Here is a 17,836-nt window from a genome sequence, read left to right as displayed (position 1 = left end):
GCCGCCTATTTTCCGTCGAACAGGCCGGCTTCCGCGCCCGGCGGCGGATTGAGGCCGAGATGCTTCCACCCCAGCGCGTTGAGGCAGCGCCCCCGCGCGGTGCGGGCGACGAGGCCGAGCTGGATCAGATAAGGCTCGATCACCTCCTCGATCGTGTCGCGCGGTTCGGACAGGCCGGCGGCCAGGGTCTCCACCCCCACCGGCCCGCCGCGATAGATGTCGGCGATCATGGTGAGGTAGCGCCGGTCCATGGCGTCGAGGCCGAGCTGGTCGACCTCCAGCCGGTTGAGCGCGGCATCGGCGGCCTTGCGATCGACCAGGGCATGACCCCCGACATCGGCGAAATCGCGCACGCGGCGGAGCAGCCGCCCGGCGATGCGCGGCGTGCCGCGGGCGCGCCGGGCAATCTCCGTCGCGCCATCGGGCGCGATCGCCAGGCCCAGCAGGCCCGCCGCGCGCGTCACCACGCGCTCCAGCTCGTCCACCGTATAGAATTGCAGGCGCACGGGGATGCCGAAGCGGTCGCGCAGCGGCGTGGTGATGAGGCCCTGCCGGGTGGTGGCGCCGACCAGCGTGAAGCGCGGCAGATCGATCCGCACCGACCGCGCCGACGGCCCCTCGCCGATCATCAGATCGAGCGCGCGATCCTCCATCGCCGGATAGAGCACCTCCTCCACCGCCGGGCTCAGCCTGTGGATCTCGTCCACGAACAGCACGTCGCCATCCTCGAGATTGGTGAGCAGCGCCGCGAGATCGCCGGCCTTGGCGATGACGGGGCCGGACGTCGCGCGGAATCCCGATCCCATTTCCTTGGCGATGATCTGCGCCAGCGTCGTCTTGCCCAGGCCGGGCGGGCCGAAGAACAGGACATGATCCAGCGCGTCGCCCCGCGCCCGCGCGGCCTCGATGAACACGCGCAGATTTTCCCGCGCGGCCTTCTGGCCGACGAACTCGTCGAGGCTGCGGGGCCGGAGCGCGGCGTCCACGTCCTCGGGGCGGCGGGCGGCGGTGAGGATGCGGTCGGTATCGGTCACGCGATCGCCGTAGCGGCCACTGCCGCCGCTTGTCGAGGGCCGGCGGTTGACACGAAGTTGAGGAAGTTGAGGATTGCCATCCGGTCCGCCCGGACCATGGCGCAGGCCGGCCGGGCGAATGGAGAGGAAGAGGCGCGCGAGACGATCACCGCCGGCAGGCTGCCATTTCAGGTCCAACATTACCAGAGGGGGAACGGGCGATGGACATGACGAGACGGGGCATGCTGGCGGGCGGGGCCGCCTTGCTGCTGGCGTCGCGCGCGGGCGCCGCGCCCGCCGGCTTCGGCGACCGGCTTTATCGCAAGGCGATCGTGATCGACGGGCTGGGCGCGGTCAGCGATCCCGATTTCAAGCCGGGCATGACCCGCTTCACCCCGCGCGGGCTGGCCGAGATGCGCGCATCCGGCGCCACCGCCATCCAGATGACCGTCGCCGATCCGGGCAATGACGTATCGCTGGAGCAGGCGGTGCAGGCCCTTGCCGGCGGCGACCAGGTCATCGCCGACAATCCCGATATCCTGCTCCACGCGCTCACCGCCGCCGATATCCGCGCCGCCAAGGCATCGGGCCGGATCGCCATCGTCTATGGGCTGCAGGATTCGGCGGTGATCGGCCCGGTGCTGGATCGGGTGGCGCTGTTCAGGGGGCTGGGCGTCCGCGTGATCCAGCTCACCTACAATCTCCGCAACCTTTCCGGCGACGGATCGCTGGAGCCCGCCAATGCCGGGCTATCCAGGCTCGGCCGCGCCACGATCGAACGGATCGAGGCGGAAAGGCTGCTGCTGGACCTCTCCCACGGCGGCCAGCGCACCATCGCCGAGGGAATCGCGGCGGCGAAGCGCCCGCTGACCATCAGCCATACCGGCTGCCGCTCGCTCCACGACAATCCCCGCAACGTCTGGGATGCGGAGCTGAAGGCGCTTGCGGACAAGGGCGGCGTGGCCGGCATCTACTGGATGCCCTTCCTCGTCCCCGGCGGCAAACCGACGAAGGACGATCTGATCCGCCACATGGCCCATGCCGTGAACGTGTGCGGCGAGGATCATGTCGCGATCGGCACGGACGGCATGCTTTCCGCCACGGTGATCGACGACGATGCGCGCGCCAACCAGAAGAAATTCTACGAGGACCGCGCCGCCAAGGGAATCGCGGCGCCGGGCGAGGGGCCGGACGTCTTCAACCTGGTGATGGATTATAACAGCCATATGCGCTTCCGCATGCTGGCGGACGATCTTGCCCGCGCGGGCTGGCCGGCGGCGCGGATCGAAAAGATACTGGGCGGCAACCTGCTGCGCCTTTATGGCGAGGTGTGGGGCGGCTGATCCGCCCCTTTTTACACAGAGAAGCCCACCCCTTGCCTCACAAGCCCCCCGTCCTCCTGCTCGTCCAGGAGCCGCCACACTGGATGCTCGACGACCTGCAAAGCCGGTTCGACCTGCGCACCGCGCCCGGCCCCGGCATCCGCGCGGCGGTGACGGGCGGGGCCGAGGGGATCGACGCCGCGACGATCGACCGCTGCCCGGATCTCGCGCTGATCGCGGTCTGCGCGGTCGGCTATGACAAGGTGGACGTGGCCCATGCCCGCGCGCGCGGCATCGCCGTCACCAACACGCCCGACGTGCTGACGGAGGATACCGCCGACACCGCCATCGCGCTGATGTTCGCGGTCTATCGCCGGGTCGCGCTCTACGATCGCTATGTCCGCGACGGCCGCTGGGAGAAGGAAGGGCCGCCGCCGCTGGCCCGCAAGCTCACCGGCCGGCGCATCGGCATTCTCGGCCTCGGCCGGATCGGCAGCGCGATCGCAAAGCGGTGCGCGCCCTTCGCCGGCGAGATCGCCTATCACAGCCGCACCCCCGTTCCGGGCGCGCCCTATCGCTACGCCGCCGACACGGTGGCGCTGGCGGCCGGCGTGGACGTGCTGGTCGTCGCCACGCCGGGCGGCAAGGGCACGGCCGGGCTGGTCGACCGCGCCGTGCTCGACGCGCTCGGGCCGGACGGCACGCTCATCAACATCGCCCGGGGATCGGTGGTGGACGAGGATGCGCTGGTCGCGGCGCTGGCCGAAGGCCGCCTCGGCGCCGTCGGCCTCGACGTGTTCGCGCACGAGCCGCATGTGCCGGAAGCGCTGCTGGCGATGGAGAATGTCGTCCTCCTCCCCCACCAGGGCAGCGCCACCGTCGAGACGCGCAAGGCGATGGCCGATCTGGTGATCGCGAACGTGGAGGCGTTCTTTGCCGGAAAGCCGCTGCTGACGCCGGTGGAATAAGCCCTCTCCGTCATTCCCGAGGAAGCGTGAGTGACGAGGCAGGAGGCACCCGATGGTGAGCCTGCGGGCGATGGCCGGCACGGGATCGCGAACGCGGCGGCATTCTCGCCGGGAAGGCCGCTGCCGACGCCGGTGGGACAGACCCTCCCCGTCATTCCCGCGAAAACGGGAATCCATGGACGGCGACCGGCCCGACGGAACCTCCAGCGCCCCAGGATGAGGATTCCCCCGGCTTGGCGAAGCGGGGAAGGGAGGACGCCCCTAGCGCGCCGCCTTCCTGAGCGCGAGGCGCACCAGCGCATCGAGCGTCGCGCCCGGCCCCAGCTCCTCCTCGGCGGCCGCCACCGCCGCATTGGCCTCGGCGGGGCGGAAGCCGAGATTGGCGAGCGCGGAGAGCGCATCGCCCGCGGCGCTGCTCGCCGGTGCCGCCACAACCGCGCCCGGCACGCCGATCGCGAGGCCGCCCACCTTGTCCTTGAGTTCGTTGACGATGCGCATCGCGAGCTTCGGCCCCACGCCGTTGGCCCGCGCCACCATCGCCTTGTCGCCGCCCGCGACCGCGCGGGAAAGCTCGTCGGGCGCCAGCGCGGAAAGGATCGCCAGCGCCACGCGGCCGCCCACGCCCTGCACGCTGGTCAACAAGCGGAACCAGTCCCGCTCGCCCGCCGATCCGAAGCCGAACAGCGTGATCGCATCCTCGCGCACCTGCATCTCGGTGAACAGCATCACCTGCCCGCCCGCCGCGCCGAGGGCGGAAAGCGTGCGGGCGGAAGCCTGCACCAGATAGCCGACGCCGCCGACGTCGATCACCGCATGATCGGCCGTCGTCTCCGCGAGCAGGCCGGTCAACCGTGCGATCATGCGATGATCCTCTTCATGGCCCTGGCGCTCGCCAGATGATGGGCGTGGGTGATGGCGACGGCCAGCGCATCGGCCGCGTCGGCGCCAGCGATCTTCGCGCCGGGCAGCAGCCGCGCGACCATGGCGTGCACCTGCTGCTTTTCGGCGGCGCCGGTGCCGACCACCGCCTTCTTGATGAGCCGCGCGGCATATTCGCCGACCGCGATCCCCTGCCGGGCGACCGTCAGCAGCACCACGCCGCGCGCCTGCCCGAGCTTGAGCGTGGATTGCGGATTGGCGTTGACGAACACCTCCTCCACCGCCGCCGCATCGGGGCGGTGGGCCAGCAGCACGTCCGTCAGCTGATCGTGCAGCGCCACCAGCCGTTCGGCCAGCGGCGCGTGGGTTTCCGTCTTCACCTGGCCGTTGGCGATATGGCTGAGCCGGTTGCCGTCAGCCGCAATCACCCCCCAGCCGGTGGTGCCGAGACCGGGATCGAGACCGATGAGGATCATGAGCCGGCAAGCCCCTCCCCTTCAGGGGAGGGGTTGGGGTGGGGCCAGCGGTCAGGCATGGCCAAGAGTTTGGCAAGGATCGCGGTCAGCACAGCCTCCATGTCGCACGCCACGTCCCGGTTGGTGAAGCGAAGAGTTTGGAAGCCCTTGCCCGCGAGCGCCGCGTCGCGAGAGGCATCCAGCTGCCGATCGTGCGTATCGCCATCGACCTCGATGATCAGGCCGACGGCAGGGCAGAAGAAATCGACGATGAACGGCCCTATCACCGATTGGCGACGAAACTTGAAACCGCCGAGCTGCGATCCGGAGAGGTGGCACCAGAGATGCTTTCCGGCGGGCGTCGGATCATTACGCATGCCACGGGCGCGGTTACCAAGTTCCCACGATTTCACCCGGCTTCCCCACCCCAACCCCTCCCCTGAAGGGGAGGGGCTCAGATTCCGATCACCCCAGCTTTTCCATCACCTCGTCGGAGACGTCGTAATTGGCCCAGACGGTCTGGACGTCGTCGTCGTCGTCGAGCGCGTCGATCAGCTTGAACAGCGTCGCGGCATCGCCTTCGCCCACCGACACCAGCGTCTGCGGGCGCCAGGCGAGCTTCACGCCCTCGGCATCGCCGAGCACGGCTTCCAGCGCCTTGGCGACTTCGTGGAGATTTTCCGTCGCGGTCCAGATCTCATGGCCCTCGTCGCTGGAGGAGACATCCTCCGCGCCGGCTTCCAGCGCCGCCTCGAACACCTTGTCGGCATCGCCCGCGCTGGCCGGATAGTTGATCAGGCCCATCCGGTCGAAGCCGTGGCTCACCGATCCGCTGGCGCCCAGATTGCCGCCATTCTTCGAAACGGCGGTGCGGACGTTGGTGGCGGTGCGGTTGCGGTTGTCGGTCAGCGTCTCGATGATCAGGCTGACGCCGCCGGGGCCGAAGCCCTCGTAGCGCACTTCCTCGTAATTCTCGCCGTCGCTGCCCGCCGCCTTGTTGATCGCGCGCTCGATATTGTCCTTGGGCATGCCGCCCGCGCGCGCGGTGAGCACGGCCGCGCGCAGGCGGGCGTTCATCGCCGGATCGGGCAGGCCCATCTTGGCGGCCACGGTGATTTCGCGGCTGAGCTTGGAGAACAGCGCCGAGCGCTTCTTATCCTGCGCACCCTTGCGGTGCATGATGTTCTTGAATTTGGAATGGCCGGCCATTGCCGTCGCGGTCCTGTGCTGTCTGTCGGAATTGTGCGCGCTCCTTAGCGGGAGGCAGCCCCTTCGCGCAACGGCAACGCGATCTTCCACGCCACCACGCCCAGCGCGCAGCCGATCGCCAGCTGCACCGCCGATACCGCACCATCGACCAGCGACAGCGCCGCCAGCGCGCGCGCCGGCAGGGCGATCTTCACCGCGACCAGGGTGAGCGCGAAATGCACGGCGGCGAACGGCAGCACCAGCGCGGCATAAGCCAGCCACAGGGGCACCAGCCGCCCCTGCTGGCGGGCGAAGATGTGGCGCAGGGGAAAGCCCGCATCCCCGATCGCCAGCGCCGCCTGCCAGGCGAGGATGGCGATGGTGAAGGCATACCAGATGGCGGTGGTGATCATGTGCGCCAGCCAGATATCGGCGATCGCCGCATCCTTGCCGGTGGCGATGGTGCCCAGCGCCGAAAACAGGCCGAAGCCGATCGCGAGCAGGATCGTCACGCCCAGATAGCGCGCCAGCGGCGCGCCGGGGGCGAAGGGCCGGGGCACGCCGGCGATGCGGCGGATCACCGCATAAGCCAGCCAGAACACGGCGATGACTCGGATCGCGGCGGCGGCGATGAACGCGCCGGACATCTCCCCCGGCTGCGGCTTGGTCGCGAAGTCGATCAGGTTGGTGCCGGTGGTGATGGCGAGCGCGATCAGCCAGATGTCGGCGGTCATGTGCGGCGGCTTCAGATGGGCGATCACCGCGCGGCGGACGCCGGCAACGTCCGGCTCGATCACGGCGCCGCTCAAAGCTTCACCGCCGTGCCGCTCACCGAAACCATCAGCATCGATCCGTTCTGGCCCAGCACCTCATAATCGATGTCGACGCCGATCACGGCATCGGCGCCGAGATCGCGCGCCTCGGACGTCAGCTCCTCGAACGCGGCCGTCCGCGCATCGCGCAGCGCGCCTTCATAGGCGCCGGACCGGCCGCCGACGATGTCGCGCACCGAGGCGAACAGATCCTTGAACAGGTTGGCGCCGACGATCACCTCGCCGGTGACGATGCCCAGATAGTCGCGAACCGGGCGGCCCTCGATCAGCGTGGTGGTGGTGACGATCATCGCCGGGCTCCCCATTGCCGTTGCAATCCCTTACTGCCCGATCCGGCCGCGCGCCGCCAGCGGCCGCGCGAGGAAGGCATCGAAGCTTGCCGCCATCTCCCCCGCCATCCGGCGGCCGGCGTCGCTGCCCAAGGCGCGATCCCGATAAGCGGCAAGGCCGGGGTCGGCCCGGATCGCGGTGGGATCGCCGAAGCGATCGCATACGGCCAGCATCGGCATCAGCGCGGCATCGGCATGGCCGAAGCGGTCGTCCTGCGCCCAGCGCGCGGCGGCATCCCGGAAATGGGCGATGGCGCCGAGACCGCGCGCCACCCGGCGCATCGCGCGGGCGACGGCATCCTCGCCGCCCATCCCGAACAGCGCATGGCCCAGCAGCATCGAGACGCCGGGGCCGATCTCCACATCCACCATGCGGGCGGCGAAGGCGGCGCGTGCGCGGGCGCGCGGGTCCGCGGGCCATAGCGAAGGGCCGGGCAGGACGGCATCGAGATAGTCGGCGATGGGGCCGGATTCGGGCAGGATGAAGCCGCCATCATCCAGGCAGGGCAGCTTGGCCAGCGGGTTGATCGCGCGATAGGCGGGCGATCGCCAGTCGCCGTCGGGCGGCGGCGGCAACAGGGAGAGATCATGGCCCTTGGCCCGCGCCACCATCAGGCAGCGCTGGGCATAAGGCGAAAAGGCGACGCCGTAGAGCTTCATCGCTCCGCCGGCGCCGGTGCGGTCATGTTAGCCGAGGCCAAGCGCCGCCTTGTAGGTTTCGAGCAGGGCCTCCGCCTCATCGCGGGCATGCTTCTCCATCTTCCGCAGCCGGACGATGGCACGCATCGTCTTGACATCATAGCCCTGGCTCTTGGCTTCCAGATAGACGTCCTTGATGTCGTCCGAAATGCCCTTCTTCTCTTCTTCCAGCCGCTCGATGCGCTCGATGAACAGCCTCAGCTGATCGGCCGCGACATTAGGTTCGCTCATCCGGTCGTTCACTCCTGATTCGGTGGAAGCGGAGCCTCTAGAGCGGTTTCGCCCCGCACGGAACCGGTCTCGTCTTCCGGGGCCGCATTTTCCGCGCCGTCCGCCCGAAACGCGAAAGCGCCGCCGGCCTCGCGGCCGACGGCGCCTCCCTGCGATCCGGGTCCGTCTATGCGGCCGTTATCAGGCGGCGATCGCCACCCGGCGCGGCGCGCGCAGGCGCATCGCGCCGCCGACCAGGCCGAAGCCCGCGATCAGCATCGCCCAGCTCGCCGGTTCCGGCACCGGGGCGGAGACGACGTCCTGCCCGATCAGCGTGACGGTGGCGGAGATGGTCTCGGTGATGGGATGGCCGAAATCGAGGCCGCCGAGATTTTCCAGCGCCACCTGATAGGTCGCGCCGTTGGCAGTGATCGTCGTCGGCCCGTCCCAGGTCAGGCCTCCGGCGGCGGTGAAGAAGGCGACGGCATACCAGCCGCTGGCCTCGCCCGGAGCCGAGCCACCCGGCGTGAGGAACGAAAGCTGGGCGGCCAGTTCCACCGCGCCGGCGCCGATGCCGCCGATCGAGATGTCGATGAAATCGAAAGTCCAGCTCTCGCCGATCTCCAGCGTCTTCAAGCTCGTCGGCAGATCCGCGAGCGTGGCGGAGAAGTTGCTCCACCCCAGCTGATTATAGGAATAATTGACGTAGGTATTGGCGGCGCTCTGGTCGATCTCGAACGTCACCGCCGCATTGGCGGGCGCGATCGCGGCAAGACCGAGGCTGGCCGCGGCGGCGATCTTCAGGAACATGGATTTCACGCTACTACTCCCCTCTGGAATATAACGTCGGGAGCAAAGCAGGAATCGTGCCAACAACGGCAATTCTAGTGCAAAACACTGTTAACTATTACGAGATGTAAACTAGCCCGACAGGAGTAGCGCGGGAGCCCAACCCTCCCGCGCCACCCGAACATCAATCGACCGGGAAGGGCTGGCGCTTGCCGCCGAGCTTGTGGACGGTGCCGTGGCGCATCACGAAATCCACCGTTTCCAGCCGATGCACATCCTCCAGCGGGCTTCCCGCGACGGCGATGATATCGGCATCCTTGCCGGGCTCGATGCTGCCCAGCCGGTCGGCGCGGCCGAGCAGGTCGGCCGCATCCAGCGTCGCCGCGCGGATCGCCTGGTCCGCGGTCATCCCCGCTTCCAGCATCAGCGCGAATTCCTGCGCATTGTCGCCATGCTTCGACACGCCGGTATCGGTGCCGAAGGCGATCTTCACGCCAGAGCGCACCGCCAGCGCATGATTCTTCTTGGCGGCGGCGGCGGCGGCCTCCGCCTTCACCAGCGTCGGCGCGGGCAGCGCGCCGGCCCGGGCGTTGCGCAGCGCCGTCACCGGCGCGATCATCGTCGGCACCAGATAGGCGCCCTTCGCCTTGAACAGCTTCACCGTATTCTCGTCGAGGAAGCTGCCATGCTCGATCGAATCGACGCCCGCCTCGAGCGCGGTCTCGATCCCTTCCTTGCCATGGGCATGCGCGGTCGCCTTGCGGCCGAAGCTGTGCGCGGTCTCGACGATGGCGCGCATCTCGTCCGGCGTCATCTGCCGGCCGAGCCCGCCGGCGACGTTGGAGAGCACCCCGCCCGTCGCCGCGAACTTGATGACTTCCGCCCCGTCGCGGATCTGGGCGCGCACCGCGCGGCGGCATTCGTCGGCGCCGTCGCAGATATTGGTCTGATGCTGGTGCATCGCCTCATAAAGATCGCGGTTCACGCCGTTGGCGTCGCCATGCCCGCCGGACACGGAGATCATCTTCCCCGCCGGCACGATCGTCGGCCCCGGCAGGTCGCCGGCGTTGATGGCGTCGCGCAGCGTGGCGATGCCGCGCGGCTCCCCGCCCAGATCGCGCACGGTGGTGAAGCCCGATTCGAGCGTGACGCGGGCATGGCGGGCGGCGATGACGAATTCGTCCTCATAATCGCGCCCCGGCCCTTCCAGCCGTTCCTTCAGCGGATCGCCGTCGCTGTAGAGGTGGACGTGCATGTCGATCAGCCCCGGCAGGACGAAACGGTCCTTGAGGTCGACCAGTTCGGCCCCGCCCTCCGGCGCGGCGAAGCCGTCGCGCACCTCGGCGATCTTGCCGTCGCGCACGATCACGGTGGAGGCGCCGCGCGGCCTGCCGCCCGGCCGGTCGAGCAGCGCGCCCGCGTGGATATAGGTGACATGCGCCGCCGCCTGGGTGGCCGGAGCCGCGGGCACGGCCTGCGCATGGGCGGTCCCGGCCATCAGGATCGCCGTGCAGGCCGCCAGTATCGTCTTTCGCATTTTTTGTGATTCCCCCTTTTGATCCATCACCTTATCCCGGTTCGGGCGGATGGGAATAGGGGAACGATAAAATCGGGCCGCCACCCGGAAAGAGCGGCGGCCGCCCCCGCCGCTCAGCGCGACGGATCGGTCTGGGAGGGCGGATCGCTGGCGGGGAAGCTGTCTTCCAGCGACTGGTCCAGCCCCTCGTCCAGCGCCTCCTGCTCGCGGGTGCGGTTCAGCGCCATGCTCGCTTCCATCTTCGCGATCTGCTCGGGCGTGGCCGGCGTGTTGTTGCGCGCCTTCCATTCGCCATAGGGCATGCCGTAGACGAGGTGGCGCGCCGTCTCCGCATCGAACTTGCCGTGCGAGGCTTCGGAAACCCAGTCCGCCAGGCAGTTGCGGCAGAAGCCGGCCAGCCCCATCAGATCGATATTCTGGGCATCCGCCCGGTGCCGCAGATGGCGCAGCAGCCGGCGGAAAGCGGCCGCCGCGGTCGCATCGTCGATCACATCTTCCGGGCGCTGGACCGTTTCTGTGGGTTTCATGGCGCAAACTCCAAACTTGATCTGTCGCAAATAGGGACTAACGAGCCGGCTTCATCCCGCAAGCAGAGGATCGATGCCGATGGCAAACAAGTTCGCCGCCCAGGCCCGAGAGCGCAAGGTCCGCGTGCTCGCCACGCTCGGTCCCGCCAGCGCGACGCCGGAGATGATCCGCAAGCTCTATCTGGCCGGTGCCGACGCATTCCGCATCAACATGAGCCACGGCGGCCATGACGACAAGGCGGCGCTGGTCACGGCGATCCGGGCGCTGGAGAAGGAGTTGGACCGGCCGACGACGATCCTGTTCGACCTGCAGGGCCCGAAGCTGCGCGTCGGCACCTTCACCGACGGCGCCGTTCACCTGCGCACGGGCGATCCCTTCCGGCTGGATCGCGATCCCGCGCCCGGCGACCAGCATCGCGTGCAGCTTCCCCACAAGGAGATATTCCAGGCGCTGCGCCCCGGCGCGCGACTGCTGCTGGACGACGGCAAGCTGGTGCTGCGCGTCACCGACGTGGACGAGGATCGCGTCGACACCATCGTCGAGGTCGGCGGCCCGCTTTCCAACCGCAAGGGCCTGAACGTGCCCGACGTGGTGGTGCCGATGGCGGCGCTCACCGAAAAGGACCGCAAGGACCTTGCCTTCGCGCTGGAGCAGGGGGCCGACTGGATCGCCCTGAGCTTCGTCCAGCGGCCCGAGGACGTGGCCGAGGCGCGCCGGCTGATCGGCGGCAAGGCGGCGCTGCTCGCCAAGATCGAGAAGCCGGCCGCGCTGGACCGGCTGGAGGAGATATTGGAGCTGGCCGACGCGGTGATGGTGGCGCGCGGCGACCTTGGCGTGGAGCTGCCGCCCGAGCTGGTGCCGCCCGCGCAGAAGCGCATCGTCGAAACCGCGCGCCGCATGGGCCGGCCGGTGGTGGTCGCCACCCAGATGCTGGAATCGATGATCCAGTCCCCCTCGCCCACGCGCGCCGAAGTGTCGGATGTCGCGACCGCCATCTATGACGGCGCGGACGCGGTGATGCTTTCGGCCGAATCGGCGGCGGGAAGCTGGCCGGAGGAAGCGGTGGCGATGATGAACCGCATCGCCGTGTCGGTGGAGCAGGACCCCGGCTATCAGGCGCGCCTCCACTTCACCGAGACGCCGGCCGATCCCACCACGGCGGACGCGCTGGCCGAGGCCGCCGGCAATATCGCGCGCACGGTTTCGGCCGCCGCGATCATCTGCTTCACCCTTTCGGGCTCCACCGCGCGCCGCATCTCGCGCGAGCGACCGGACGTGCCCGTGCTCGTCCTCACCCCCAGCCAGGCGACCGCGCGGCGGCTCGGCCTGCTCTGGGGCGCGCACGCCGTCCACACCCGCGACGTCGCGAGCTTCGAGGAAATGGTCGGCAAGGCCAAGCGCATGGCGCTCCGCCACAAGATCGCCCATGCCGGCGATCGCATCATCGTGATGGCGGGCGTGCCGTTCGGAACGCCGGGATCGACCAACGTGCTCCATGTCGTCCGCCTCACCGGCCAAGAGCTGAAGGGGCACGGCGCCTGAGGGATGCGACGGGCCGGCGGGCCGCTCGCCTCACCCGGCGACCAGCACCGGCCTGGCCCGATAGAGCGACGGAAAGGCCTGCCGGAGCGCGGCGATCTTCGGCAGGTCGTTGACGCGGATGTAGAACTGGTCGGGATGCCGGGCCAGATAGTCCTGATGATAGGGCTCGGCCGGGAAGAAGGCCTTGCCCGGCTCGATCCGCGTCACGATCGGGCGGGGCCAGGCCCGCGCCTTGCCGAGCTGGGCGATATAGGCCGCCGCCACCCGCCGCTGCGCCTCGCCGGCGGGCATGATCGCCGATCGATATTGCGGGCCGACATCCGGCCCCTGCCGGTCCTGCTGGGTGGGATCGTGCACCACCGAGAAGAAGATCTGCAGCAGCCGGCCATAGCTGATCTGGCGGGGATCATAGGTGATGCGCACCGCCTCGGCATGGCCGGTGGCGCCCGACCGGACCGTGCCGTAACGCGCCGCCGCCCTGTCCCCGCCGGCATAGCCGGACACGGCGGAGGTGACGCCCTTCACATGCTGGAACACGCCCTGCACGCCCCAGAAGCAGCCGCCGGCGAGGATCGCCGTGTCGGAGGATGCGGTGGAGGGCGGATCGAGCGCGGGCGGCGGCAGGCCCACCACCGTCTCGGCGGCGGTCGCGGCCGAAAAATCGGGCCGCGCGATCGGCGCCAGCATGCCGACCGCGACGCCCGTGGCCAATAAAGCTGCGATCAGATGGGTCCGCGCCACGCTGCACCTCGCATATCCGCGATGATGGATAAGTGGGCGGGCAGCGGCCGGTTGCAAGGCCGGCGGTGGAAAAGGCCGCCCCTTTCGCCTCCGATCTGGCGAAGGGGGCGGCCCCTGGCTTATTTCAGCGCGGCGCAGGCCTCGGCGATGCGATCGCAGGCCGTGGTCAGGATCGATTCGGAGGTGGCGTAGCTCACGCGGAAGGCCGGCGAGAGACCGAAGGCCCCGCCATGGACGGCGGCGACGCGGCCTTCGTCCAGCAGATAGCCGATCAGCATCTCGTCATTCTCGATGACGAGGCCGGCCGGCGTCTTGCGGCCGATCAGGCCCGAAACGTCGGGATAGACGTAGAAGGCGCCTTCGGGGACCGGGCAGTGGATGCCGTCGATCGCGTTCAGCCGGCCGACCACCAGATCGCGGCGGACCTGGAAGGCGCGGGCGCGATCCTTGAGGAAGCCCTGGTCGCCGTTGAGCGCCGCCGTCGCCGCCGCCTGCGCGATCGAGCAGGGGTTGGAGGTCGATTGCGACTGCAGCTTGGCCATCGCCTTGATGAGCCAGATCGGCCCGCCGGCGAAGCCGATGCGCCAGCCGGTCATCGAATAGGCCTTGGAGCAGCCGTTCACCGTCAGCGTCCGCTCATAGAGATCGGGCGCGACCTGGGCGATCGTGGTGAAGTGGAAATCGTCATAGACGATATGCTCATACATATCGTCGGTCATCACCCACACGTGCGGGTGGCGGCGCAGCACCTCGGCCAGGGCCTTCAGCTCGGCTTCGCTATAGGCCGCGCCCGAGGGGTTGGACGGCGAGTTGAGCAGCACCCACTTGGTCCGCGGCGTGATCGCGGCATCGAGCTGCTCGGGCGTCACCTTGTAATTCTGCGCGGCGCCCGCCGCGATCATCACGGGCACGCCGCCCGCGAAGGCGACGATATCGGGATAGCTCACCCAATAAGGCGCGGGGATGATCACCTCGTCACCCGGATCGACGGTGGCGACCAGCGCGTTGAACAGGGTGTGCTTGCCGCCTACGTTCACGCTGATCTGCGCGGGTTCGTAGACCAGGCCGTTGTCGCGCTTGAACTTGGCGGCGATGGCGGCCTTCAGCTCGGCCGTGCCGTCGACATTGGTATATTTGGTCTTGCCTTGCTGGATCGCCTCGATCGCGGCGGCCTTCACGAAATCGGGCGTGTCGAAATCGGGCTCGCCGGCCGAAAGACCGATCACGTCGATCCCCTTCGCCTTCTGCTCCAGGACGCGGCTGGTCATGGCAAGCGTGGCGGACGGCTGGATGCGGCCGAGCGCGGCGGACGTGAAGGTCATGAATCGTGTCCCCAGGGGATTGACAGGCGCGCGGGCCTATAGCCTCCGCGCCCCCTTTCCTCAACCGCGGCGGCGCAACATTGGACAAGAAATTGGTGGCTGCCGTGAAGCTGGATTGCGCGGGGCCCGGTTTTGGGAGTGGGCCGGCACCGCCCGAAAACTGCTAGCAGCGAAGTTTCAAACCAGCCGCGCCGGGATCAGCCCGCGCAGCGAATTGCCGATGAAGAAGCCGCCGGCCAGGTCGGCGGGCGCGAGGTCCCCCTCCTCGGCGCGGCCCTCGGCGATCAGCACCTCGCGGAGGATGCCGGGCAGCAGCCCGCGCTCCAGCGGCGGCGTCACCAGCCGGCCGCCGCGCGCCACGAACAGGCTGGTGAAGCTGCCCTCGGTCAGCCGGCCTTCGGGATCGGTGAACAGCACCTCGAAAGTGCCGGCGGCGCGGCGCGCATCATCATGCGCGGCGCGATCGCTGGTCTTGTGGCGCAGGCGGAAATCGCCCGGCGCCACCGGCAGCGGCGCCATGGCCACGTTCGCCACGGCGGGATTGGCGGGCAGCGGCCGCACCTCCACCGCCAGCGCCCCGCTCGGCGAAAGCATCAGGCGCACGCGGCGCGGATCGCGCAACCGGAAGGTCGCGGCCTGCAATTCGTTGCGGGCGACGTGGCGGTCGAACGGGAAATCCAGCGCATCGGCCGATGCCTTCATGCGGGCGAGGTGGCGTTCCAGCTCCACCAGCCCGCCGGCGGCGTCGAACCGCATCGTCTCGATCAGATCGAACGGGCGCATCGCCGCCGTCACGAACGCGCCCTTGGCCAGGCACTCGCGCCATTCGCCCGCCGCGGTCGAATCGGCGACCACCGCCGATCCCAGCCCCAGTTCCGCAACCCTGCTCCCCTGTTCCATCGCCAGCGTGCGAATCGCGACGTTGAACGCCGCATCGCCCGCCGGATCGAGCCAGCCGATCGACCCCGTATAGGGGCCGCGGGCGTCGGCCTCCACCCCGGCGATGATTTCCATCGCGCGGATCTTGGGGGCGCCCGTCACCGATCCGCAAGGGAATATCGCCGCCAATACGTCCACCGCGTCGCGCCCCGGCGCCAGCCGCGCGGTGACGGTGGAGGTGAGGGTGTGGATGGTCGGGTAGGTTTCCACGGTGAACAGAGCGGGCACCGCCACGCTGCCGGCCTCCGCCACGCGGGCGAGATCGTTGCGCAGCAGATCGACGATCATCAGATTCTCGGCGCGTTCCTTGGCATCGGCGGCCAGCGCCCCGGCCAGCGCCGCATCGCGGGCGGGATCGGCATCGCGCCGCGCGGTTCCCTTCATCGGCCGGGCGGTGAGGCGCCCTTCCTCCAGCGTGAAGAACAGCTCCGGCGAGCAGGAGAGCAGCCAGTGCCGGCCGGTGAAGACCACCCCGCCCCAGCCGCTCCGGCTGGCGCTGCGCATCGCGGCGTAGAGCGCAAGCGGATCGCCGGCCATAGGGACGTCGGCCCGGAAGCTGAGATTCGCCTGATAGATGTCGCCCGCCGCAATATAGCCCGCCACCCGATCGAAGGCGGCGGCATAGTCCGCAAAGGCGATGCGCGGGCGCGGGGCCCCCGCCCATGCCCCCGCCGGATTGCCCAGCATCGCGGCGAGCGCATCCGCATCGGGCCGGGAAAATCCCTCGAACAGCCCGAACCACAGAAGCGGCGCGCCGCCCTGGGCCACCGGCAGCCGATCGAGCCGCCCTTCCAGCGCCAGCCCGGCCTCGTAACCGATATAGCCCGCCGCATGCAGGCCCCGCGCGGCGGCGGCGCGCAGCGCCGCCAGCGCGGGCGCCACCTCATCCAGCCGCGACGCTGAAACCACCCCGATGGGCCGCACGTAGAGCCGCGCGCCGCCGCCGTCCGCGCGGGCGTCGTCGAGGAGGATGAAGGGCTGGTCGGTGTCGATCGTCACGCCGCCTGTTGCCGCGCCGGAAGCCCTTTCGTAAACCCCCGTCGATGACTGAGACCGTCCCCCCGCTCCGCGCGGCCATCGTGCCCGTCACCCCGCTCCAGCAGAATTGCACGCTGATCTGGTGCACCCGGACGATGCGCGGCGCCTTCATCGATGCCGGCGGTGATCTGCCCCGGCTGAAGGCGGCGGCGGAGAAAGCGGGCGTCACCGTGGAAAAGCTGCTCGTCACCCACGGCCATATCGATCATTGCGGCGGCACCGGCATCCTCGCCCGGGAGCTTGGCGTGCCGATCGAAGGCCCGCACGAGGACGACCGCTTCTGGATCGCGCGGCTGGCCGACGACGGCCGCAATTACGGGATCGAGGGCCAGCCGTTCGAGCCCGATCGCTGGCTTGGCGACGGCGACACGGTGACGGTGGGCGATCTGGTGCTGGACGTGATCCACTGCCCCGGACACACGCCCGGCCATGTCGTGTTCCACCACGCGCCCTCGCGGCTGGCCATCGTCGGCGACGTGCTGTTCCAGGGATCGATCGGCCGGACCGACTTTCCGATGGGCAACCATGCCGACCTGATCGACGCGATCACCAGCAAGCTCTGGCCGCTGGGGGCGGAAACCGCCTTCGTCTGCGGCCATGGCCCGATGTCCACCTTCGGCCATGAACGGCAGACCAACCCGTTCGTCGCCGATCAGGTACTGGCGCGGGGATAAGCCCGCCGCGCCGATCCGAATCAGCCGGCCACCATGTCCGCCGTCACCGGCGTCGGCATGCCGAGATAGGCGATCACCAGCGCCCAGCCGGCAAGGCCGATCAGCACCAGCCATGTGACGAGGATGCCGATGATCCGCCCCTTGGCGGGCTTATCCACGCTGTCCATCCCGAAGGCGTGGAGGATGCGCCCCACCACGAAGGCCGCCGCCAGAATCGACAGCCAGAGCTGCGATCCGCGCGCCAGCTCGATCAGGCCGACCAGGATCAGGAAGAAGGGCGTATATTCCGTATAGTTGGCATGCGCGCGCATCCGGGCGAGGAGCAGCGGATTGCCGCCGTCGCCGGTCAGCACCTTGGCGCTGGTGCGGATCTGGCTCACCCGGAAGCCCAGCCAGAGGTTGATGATCGTCGCCGCCGCGGCGAAGGTCAGCGTGATCGGCAGGATCGTCATGCGGCTGTTCCCCCTCCATTTTTGTCGATGAACTGGTTCGCACGGCGCACGGCAGCTTGCAACATGGGCCGAAATCGCTATAGGGCACCCGTTCGCGACGAGCCTGGCCGCTTGGTCCTCCACCCCGACGGGTGCGGGTCCGCTGGCGGCGAAACTCGTCGCTTATTCTTTTTTGCACAGATGGAACAGGTGCCGAGATGGCCGTCCCTAAGAGAAAAACTTCGCCGTCGCGGCGTAACATGCGCCGTAGCCACGATGCGCTTTCGGTCGAATCCTTTCAGGAATGCCCGAACTGCGGCGAGCTGAAGCGCCCGCACAACCTGTGCAACGCGTGCGGCCACTATAATGGTCGCGAGATCGTTTCGGTCGAAGCCTGAA

At 69.1% G+C, this 17,836-nt stretch carries 21 protein-coding genes; 5 read left to right on the top strand and 16 right to left on the bottom strand.

Features of this window, described 5'->3' with window-relative positions:
- Nucleotides 1–5 precede the first annotated feature (5 nt).
- On the bottom strand, nt 6–1,034 hold the full coding sequence (ruvB, locus tag G432_RS12080) for a Holliday junction branch migration DNA helicase RuvB (RefSeq protein ID WP_015459113.1): 1,029 nt from the start codon (nt 1,032–1,034) through the stop codon (nt 6–8).
- A 200-nt stretch (nt 1,035–1,234) separates the two neighbouring features.
- Here ruvB and G432_RS12075 point away from each other — a divergent pair, with 200 nt between their 5' ends.
- Nucleotides 1,235–2,356, top strand: a complete 1,122-nt coding sequence (locus G432_RS12075; RefSeq protein WP_041864895.1) for a dipeptidase — start codon at nt 1,235–1,237, stop codon at nt 2,354–2,356.
- Between the two features lie 83 nt (nt 2,357–2,439).
- Nucleotides 2,440–3,303, top strand: coding sequence for a 2-hydroxyacid dehydrogenase (locus G432_RS12070; RefSeq protein ID WP_015459111.1), 864 nt, complete (start codon nt 2,440–2,442; stop codon nt 3,301–3,303).
- 261 nt (nt 3,304–3,564) lie between these two features.
- On the opposite strand, the gene ruvA is transcribed toward G432_RS12070, so the two are convergent.
- From ruvA to G432_RS12015, 11 genes are all read right to left on the bottom strand, one after another.
- A complete protein-coding gene (gene ruvA / locus G432_RS12065) occupies nt 3,565–4,164 on the bottom strand; it encodes a Holliday junction branch migration protein RuvA (RefSeq protein ID WP_015459110.1) in 600 nt (199 codons plus the stop codon).
- Nucleotides 4,161–4,658 (bottom strand): crossover junction endodeoxyribonuclease RuvC, encoded by a 498-nt coding sequence (gene ruvC, locus G432_RS12060; protein WP_015459109.1) that lies wholly within the window; start codon nt 4,656–4,658, stop codon nt 4,161–4,163. Before ruvC ends, ruvA begins: the two co-directional genes overlap by 4 nt.
- A complete protein-coding gene (locus G432_RS12055) occupies nt 4,655–5,014 on the bottom strand; it encodes an endonuclease domain-containing protein (protein WP_015459108.1) in 360 nt (119 codons plus the stop codon). The genes ruvC and G432_RS12055 overlap by 4 nt, the downstream gene beginning before the upstream one ends.
- An 88-nt stretch (nt 5,015–5,102) precedes the next feature.
- A complete protein-coding gene (locus G432_RS12050) occupies nt 5,103–5,846 on the bottom strand; it encodes a YebC/PmpR family DNA-binding transcriptional regulator (RefSeq protein ID WP_015459107.1) in 744 nt (247 codons plus the stop codon).
- 44 nt (nt 5,847–5,890) lie between these two features.
- Nucleotides 5,891–6,634, bottom strand: coding sequence for a hypothetical protein (locus G432_RS12045; RefSeq protein WP_015459106.1), 744 nt, complete (start codon nt 6,632–6,634; stop codon nt 5,891–5,893).
- Nucleotides 6,631–6,948 (bottom strand): heavy metal-binding domain-containing protein, encoded by a 318-nt coding sequence (locus G432_RS12040; RefSeq protein ID WP_015459105.1) that lies wholly within the window; start codon nt 6,946–6,948, stop codon nt 6,631–6,633. Before G432_RS12040 ends, G432_RS12045 begins: the two co-directional genes overlap by 4 nt.
- Nucleotides 6,949–6,978: 30 nt before the next feature.
- Nucleotides 6,979–7,647, bottom strand: a complete 669-nt coding sequence (locus tag G432_RS12035; RefSeq protein ID WP_015459104.1) for a glutathione S-transferase family protein — start codon at nt 7,645–7,647, stop codon at nt 6,979–6,981.
- A 27-nt stretch (nt 7,648–7,674) separates the two neighbouring features.
- Nucleotides 7,675–7,917: a DUF2312 domain-containing protein gene (locus G432_RS12030; protein WP_015459103.1), complete on the bottom strand. Its 243-nt coding sequence runs from the start codon at nt 7,915–7,917 to the stop codon at nt 7,675–7,677.
- A gap of 180 nt (nt 7,918–8,097) precedes the next feature.
- Nucleotides 8,098–8,706 (bottom strand): PEPxxWA-CTERM sorting domain-containing protein, encoded by a 609-nt coding sequence (locus tag G432_RS12025; protein ID WP_015459102.1) that lies wholly within the window; start codon nt 8,704–8,706, stop codon nt 8,098–8,100.
- 163 nt (nt 8,707–8,869) lie between these two features.
- Nucleotides 8,870–10,222, bottom strand: coding sequence for a metal-dependent hydrolase family protein (locus G432_RS12020; RefSeq protein WP_015459101.1), 1,353 nt, complete (start codon nt 10,220–10,222; stop codon nt 8,870–8,872).
- Between the two features lie 113 nt (nt 10,223–10,335).
- A complete protein-coding gene (locus tag G432_RS12015; protein WP_015459100.1) occupies nt 10,336–10,749 on the bottom strand; it encodes a DUF1244 domain-containing protein in 414 nt (137 codons plus the stop codon).
- A 79-nt stretch (nt 10,750–10,828) separates the two neighbouring features.
- Here G432_RS12015 and pyk point away from each other — a divergent pair, with 79 nt between their 5' ends.
- Nucleotides 10,829–12,292, top strand: a complete 1,464-nt coding sequence (pyk, locus tag G432_RS12010) for a pyruvate kinase (RefSeq protein WP_015459099.1) — start codon at nt 10,829–10,831, stop codon at nt 12,290–12,292.
- Nucleotides 12,293–12,322: 30 nt separating this feature from the next.
- Here the strand turns inward: pyk and msrA are convergent, their stop codons facing one another.
- The 3 genes from msrA to pabB all read right to left on the bottom strand — a co-directional run bounded on the left by msrA (nt 12,323) and on the right by pabB (nt 16,293).
- A complete protein-coding gene (gene msrA, locus G432_RS12005) occupies nt 12,323–13,033 on the bottom strand; it encodes a peptide-methionine (S)-S-oxide reductase MsrA (RefSeq protein WP_015459098.1) in 711 nt (236 codons plus the stop codon).
- Between the two features lie 119 nt (nt 13,034–13,152).
- Entirely contained in the window at nt 13,153–14,355 is a 1,203-nt protein-coding gene (locus tag G432_RS12000; RefSeq protein ID WP_015459097.1) for a pyridoxal phosphate-dependent aminotransferase, read from the bottom strand.
- A 177-nt stretch (nt 14,356–14,532) separates the two neighbouring features.
- Complete coding sequence (gene pabB / locus G432_RS11995; protein WP_015459096.1) at nt 14,533–16,293, bottom strand: aminodeoxychorismate synthase component I; 1,761 nt, start codon at nt 16,291–16,293, stop codon at nt 14,533–14,535.
- Nucleotides 16,294–16,337: 44 nt separating this feature from the next.
- Here pabB and G432_RS11990 point away from each other — a divergent pair, with 44 nt between their 5' ends.
- Nucleotides 16,338–17,006 (top strand): MBL fold metallo-hydrolase, encoded by a 669-nt coding sequence (locus G432_RS11990; protein WP_015459095.1) that lies wholly within the window; start codon nt 16,338–16,340, stop codon nt 17,004–17,006.
- 20 nt (nt 17,007–17,026) lie between these two features.
- Here G432_RS11990 and G432_RS11985 read toward each other — a convergent pair whose 3' ends face one another.
- Complete coding sequence (locus G432_RS11985; protein ID WP_015459094.1) at nt 17,027–17,458, bottom strand: MAPEG family protein; 432 nt, start codon at nt 17,456–17,458, stop codon at nt 17,027–17,029.
- 197 nt (nt 17,459–17,655) lie between these two features.
- On the opposite strand from G432_RS11985, the gene rpmF reads away from it, so the two are divergent.
- The gene (gene rpmF, locus G432_RS11980; protein ID WP_015459093.1) at nt 17,656–17,835 is read left to right on the top strand and encodes a 50S ribosomal protein L32; all 180 of its coding nucleotides are present in this window, start codon (nt 17,656–17,658) and stop codon (nt 17,833–17,835) included.
- The last annotated feature ends 1 nt before the right edge of the window (nt 17,836 follow it).

The sequence above is a fragment of the Sphingomonas sp. MM-1 genome (assembly GCF_000347675.2).
Classification (GTDB): domain Bacteria; phylum Pseudomonadota; class Alphaproteobacteria; order Sphingomonadales; family Sphingomonadaceae; genus Sphingomonas_E; species Sphingomonas_E fennica.
Note: the sequence above shows the minus strand (reverse complement) of the source record. Positions and strands in the feature narration are given on the sequence as shown.

Coding starts and splice junctions, on each gene's coding strand:
- G432_RS12075 (WP_041864895.1), top strand. CDS start 1,235: ATGGACATGACGAGACGGGGCATGCTGGCGGGCGGGGCCGCCTTGCTG.
- G432_RS12070 (WP_015459111.1), top strand. CDS start 2,440: ATGCTCGACGACCTGCAAAGCCGGTTCGACCTGCGCACCGCGCCCGGC.
- ruvA (WP_015459110.1), bottom strand. CDS start 4,164: ATGATCGCACGGTTGACCGGCCTGCTCGCGGAGACGACGGCCGATCAT.
- ruvC (WP_015459109.1), bottom strand. CDS start 4,658: ATGATCCTCATCGGTCTCGATCCCGGTCTCGGCACCACCGGCTGGGGG.
- G432_RS12055 (WP_015459108.1), bottom strand. CDS start 5,014: ATGCGTAATGATCCGACGCCCGCCGGAAAGCATCTCTGGTGCCACCTC.
- G432_RS12050 (WP_015459107.1), bottom strand. CDS start 5,846: ATGGCCGGCCATTCCAAATTCAAGAACATCATGCACCGCAAGGGTGCG.
- G432_RS12040 (WP_015459105.1), bottom strand. CDS start 6,948: ATGATCGTCACCACCACCACGCTGATCGAGGGCCGCCCGGTTCGCGAC.
- G432_RS12035 (WP_015459104.1), bottom strand. CDS start 7,647: ATGAAGCTCTACGGCGTCGCCTTTTCGCCTTATGCCCAGCGCTGCCTG.
- G432_RS12030 (WP_015459103.1), bottom strand. CDS start 7,917: ATGAGCGAACCTAATGTCGCGGCCGATCAGCTGAGGCTGTTCATCGAG.
- G432_RS12025 (WP_015459102.1), bottom strand. CDS start 8,706: ATGTTCCTGAAGATCGCCGCCGCGGCCAGCCTCGGTCTTGCCGCGATC.
- G432_RS12020 (WP_015459101.1), bottom strand. CDS start 10,222: ATGCGAAAGACGATACTGGCGGCCTGCACGGCGATCCTGATGGCCGGG.
- G432_RS12015 (WP_015459100.1), bottom strand. CDS start 10,749: ATGAAACCCACAGAAACGGTCCAGCGCCCGGAAGATGTGATCGACGAT.
- pyk (WP_015459099.1), top strand. CDS start 10,829: ATGGCAAACAAGTTCGCCGCCCAGGCCCGAGAGCGCAAGGTCCGCGTG.
- G432_RS12000 (WP_015459097.1), bottom strand. CDS start 14,355: ATGACCTTCACGTCCGCCGCGCTCGGCCGCATCCAGCCGTCCGCCACG.
- G432_RS11990 (WP_015459095.1), top strand. CDS start 16,338: ATGACTGAGACCGTCCCCCCGCTCCGCGCGGCCATCGTGCCCGTCACC.
- G432_RS11985 (WP_015459094.1), bottom strand. CDS start 17,458: ATGACGATCCTGCCGATCACGCTGACCTTCGCCGCGGCGGCGACGATC.
- rpmF (WP_015459093.1), top strand. CDS start 17,656: ATGGCCGTCCCTAAGAGAAAAACTTCGCCGTCGCGGCGTAACATGCGC.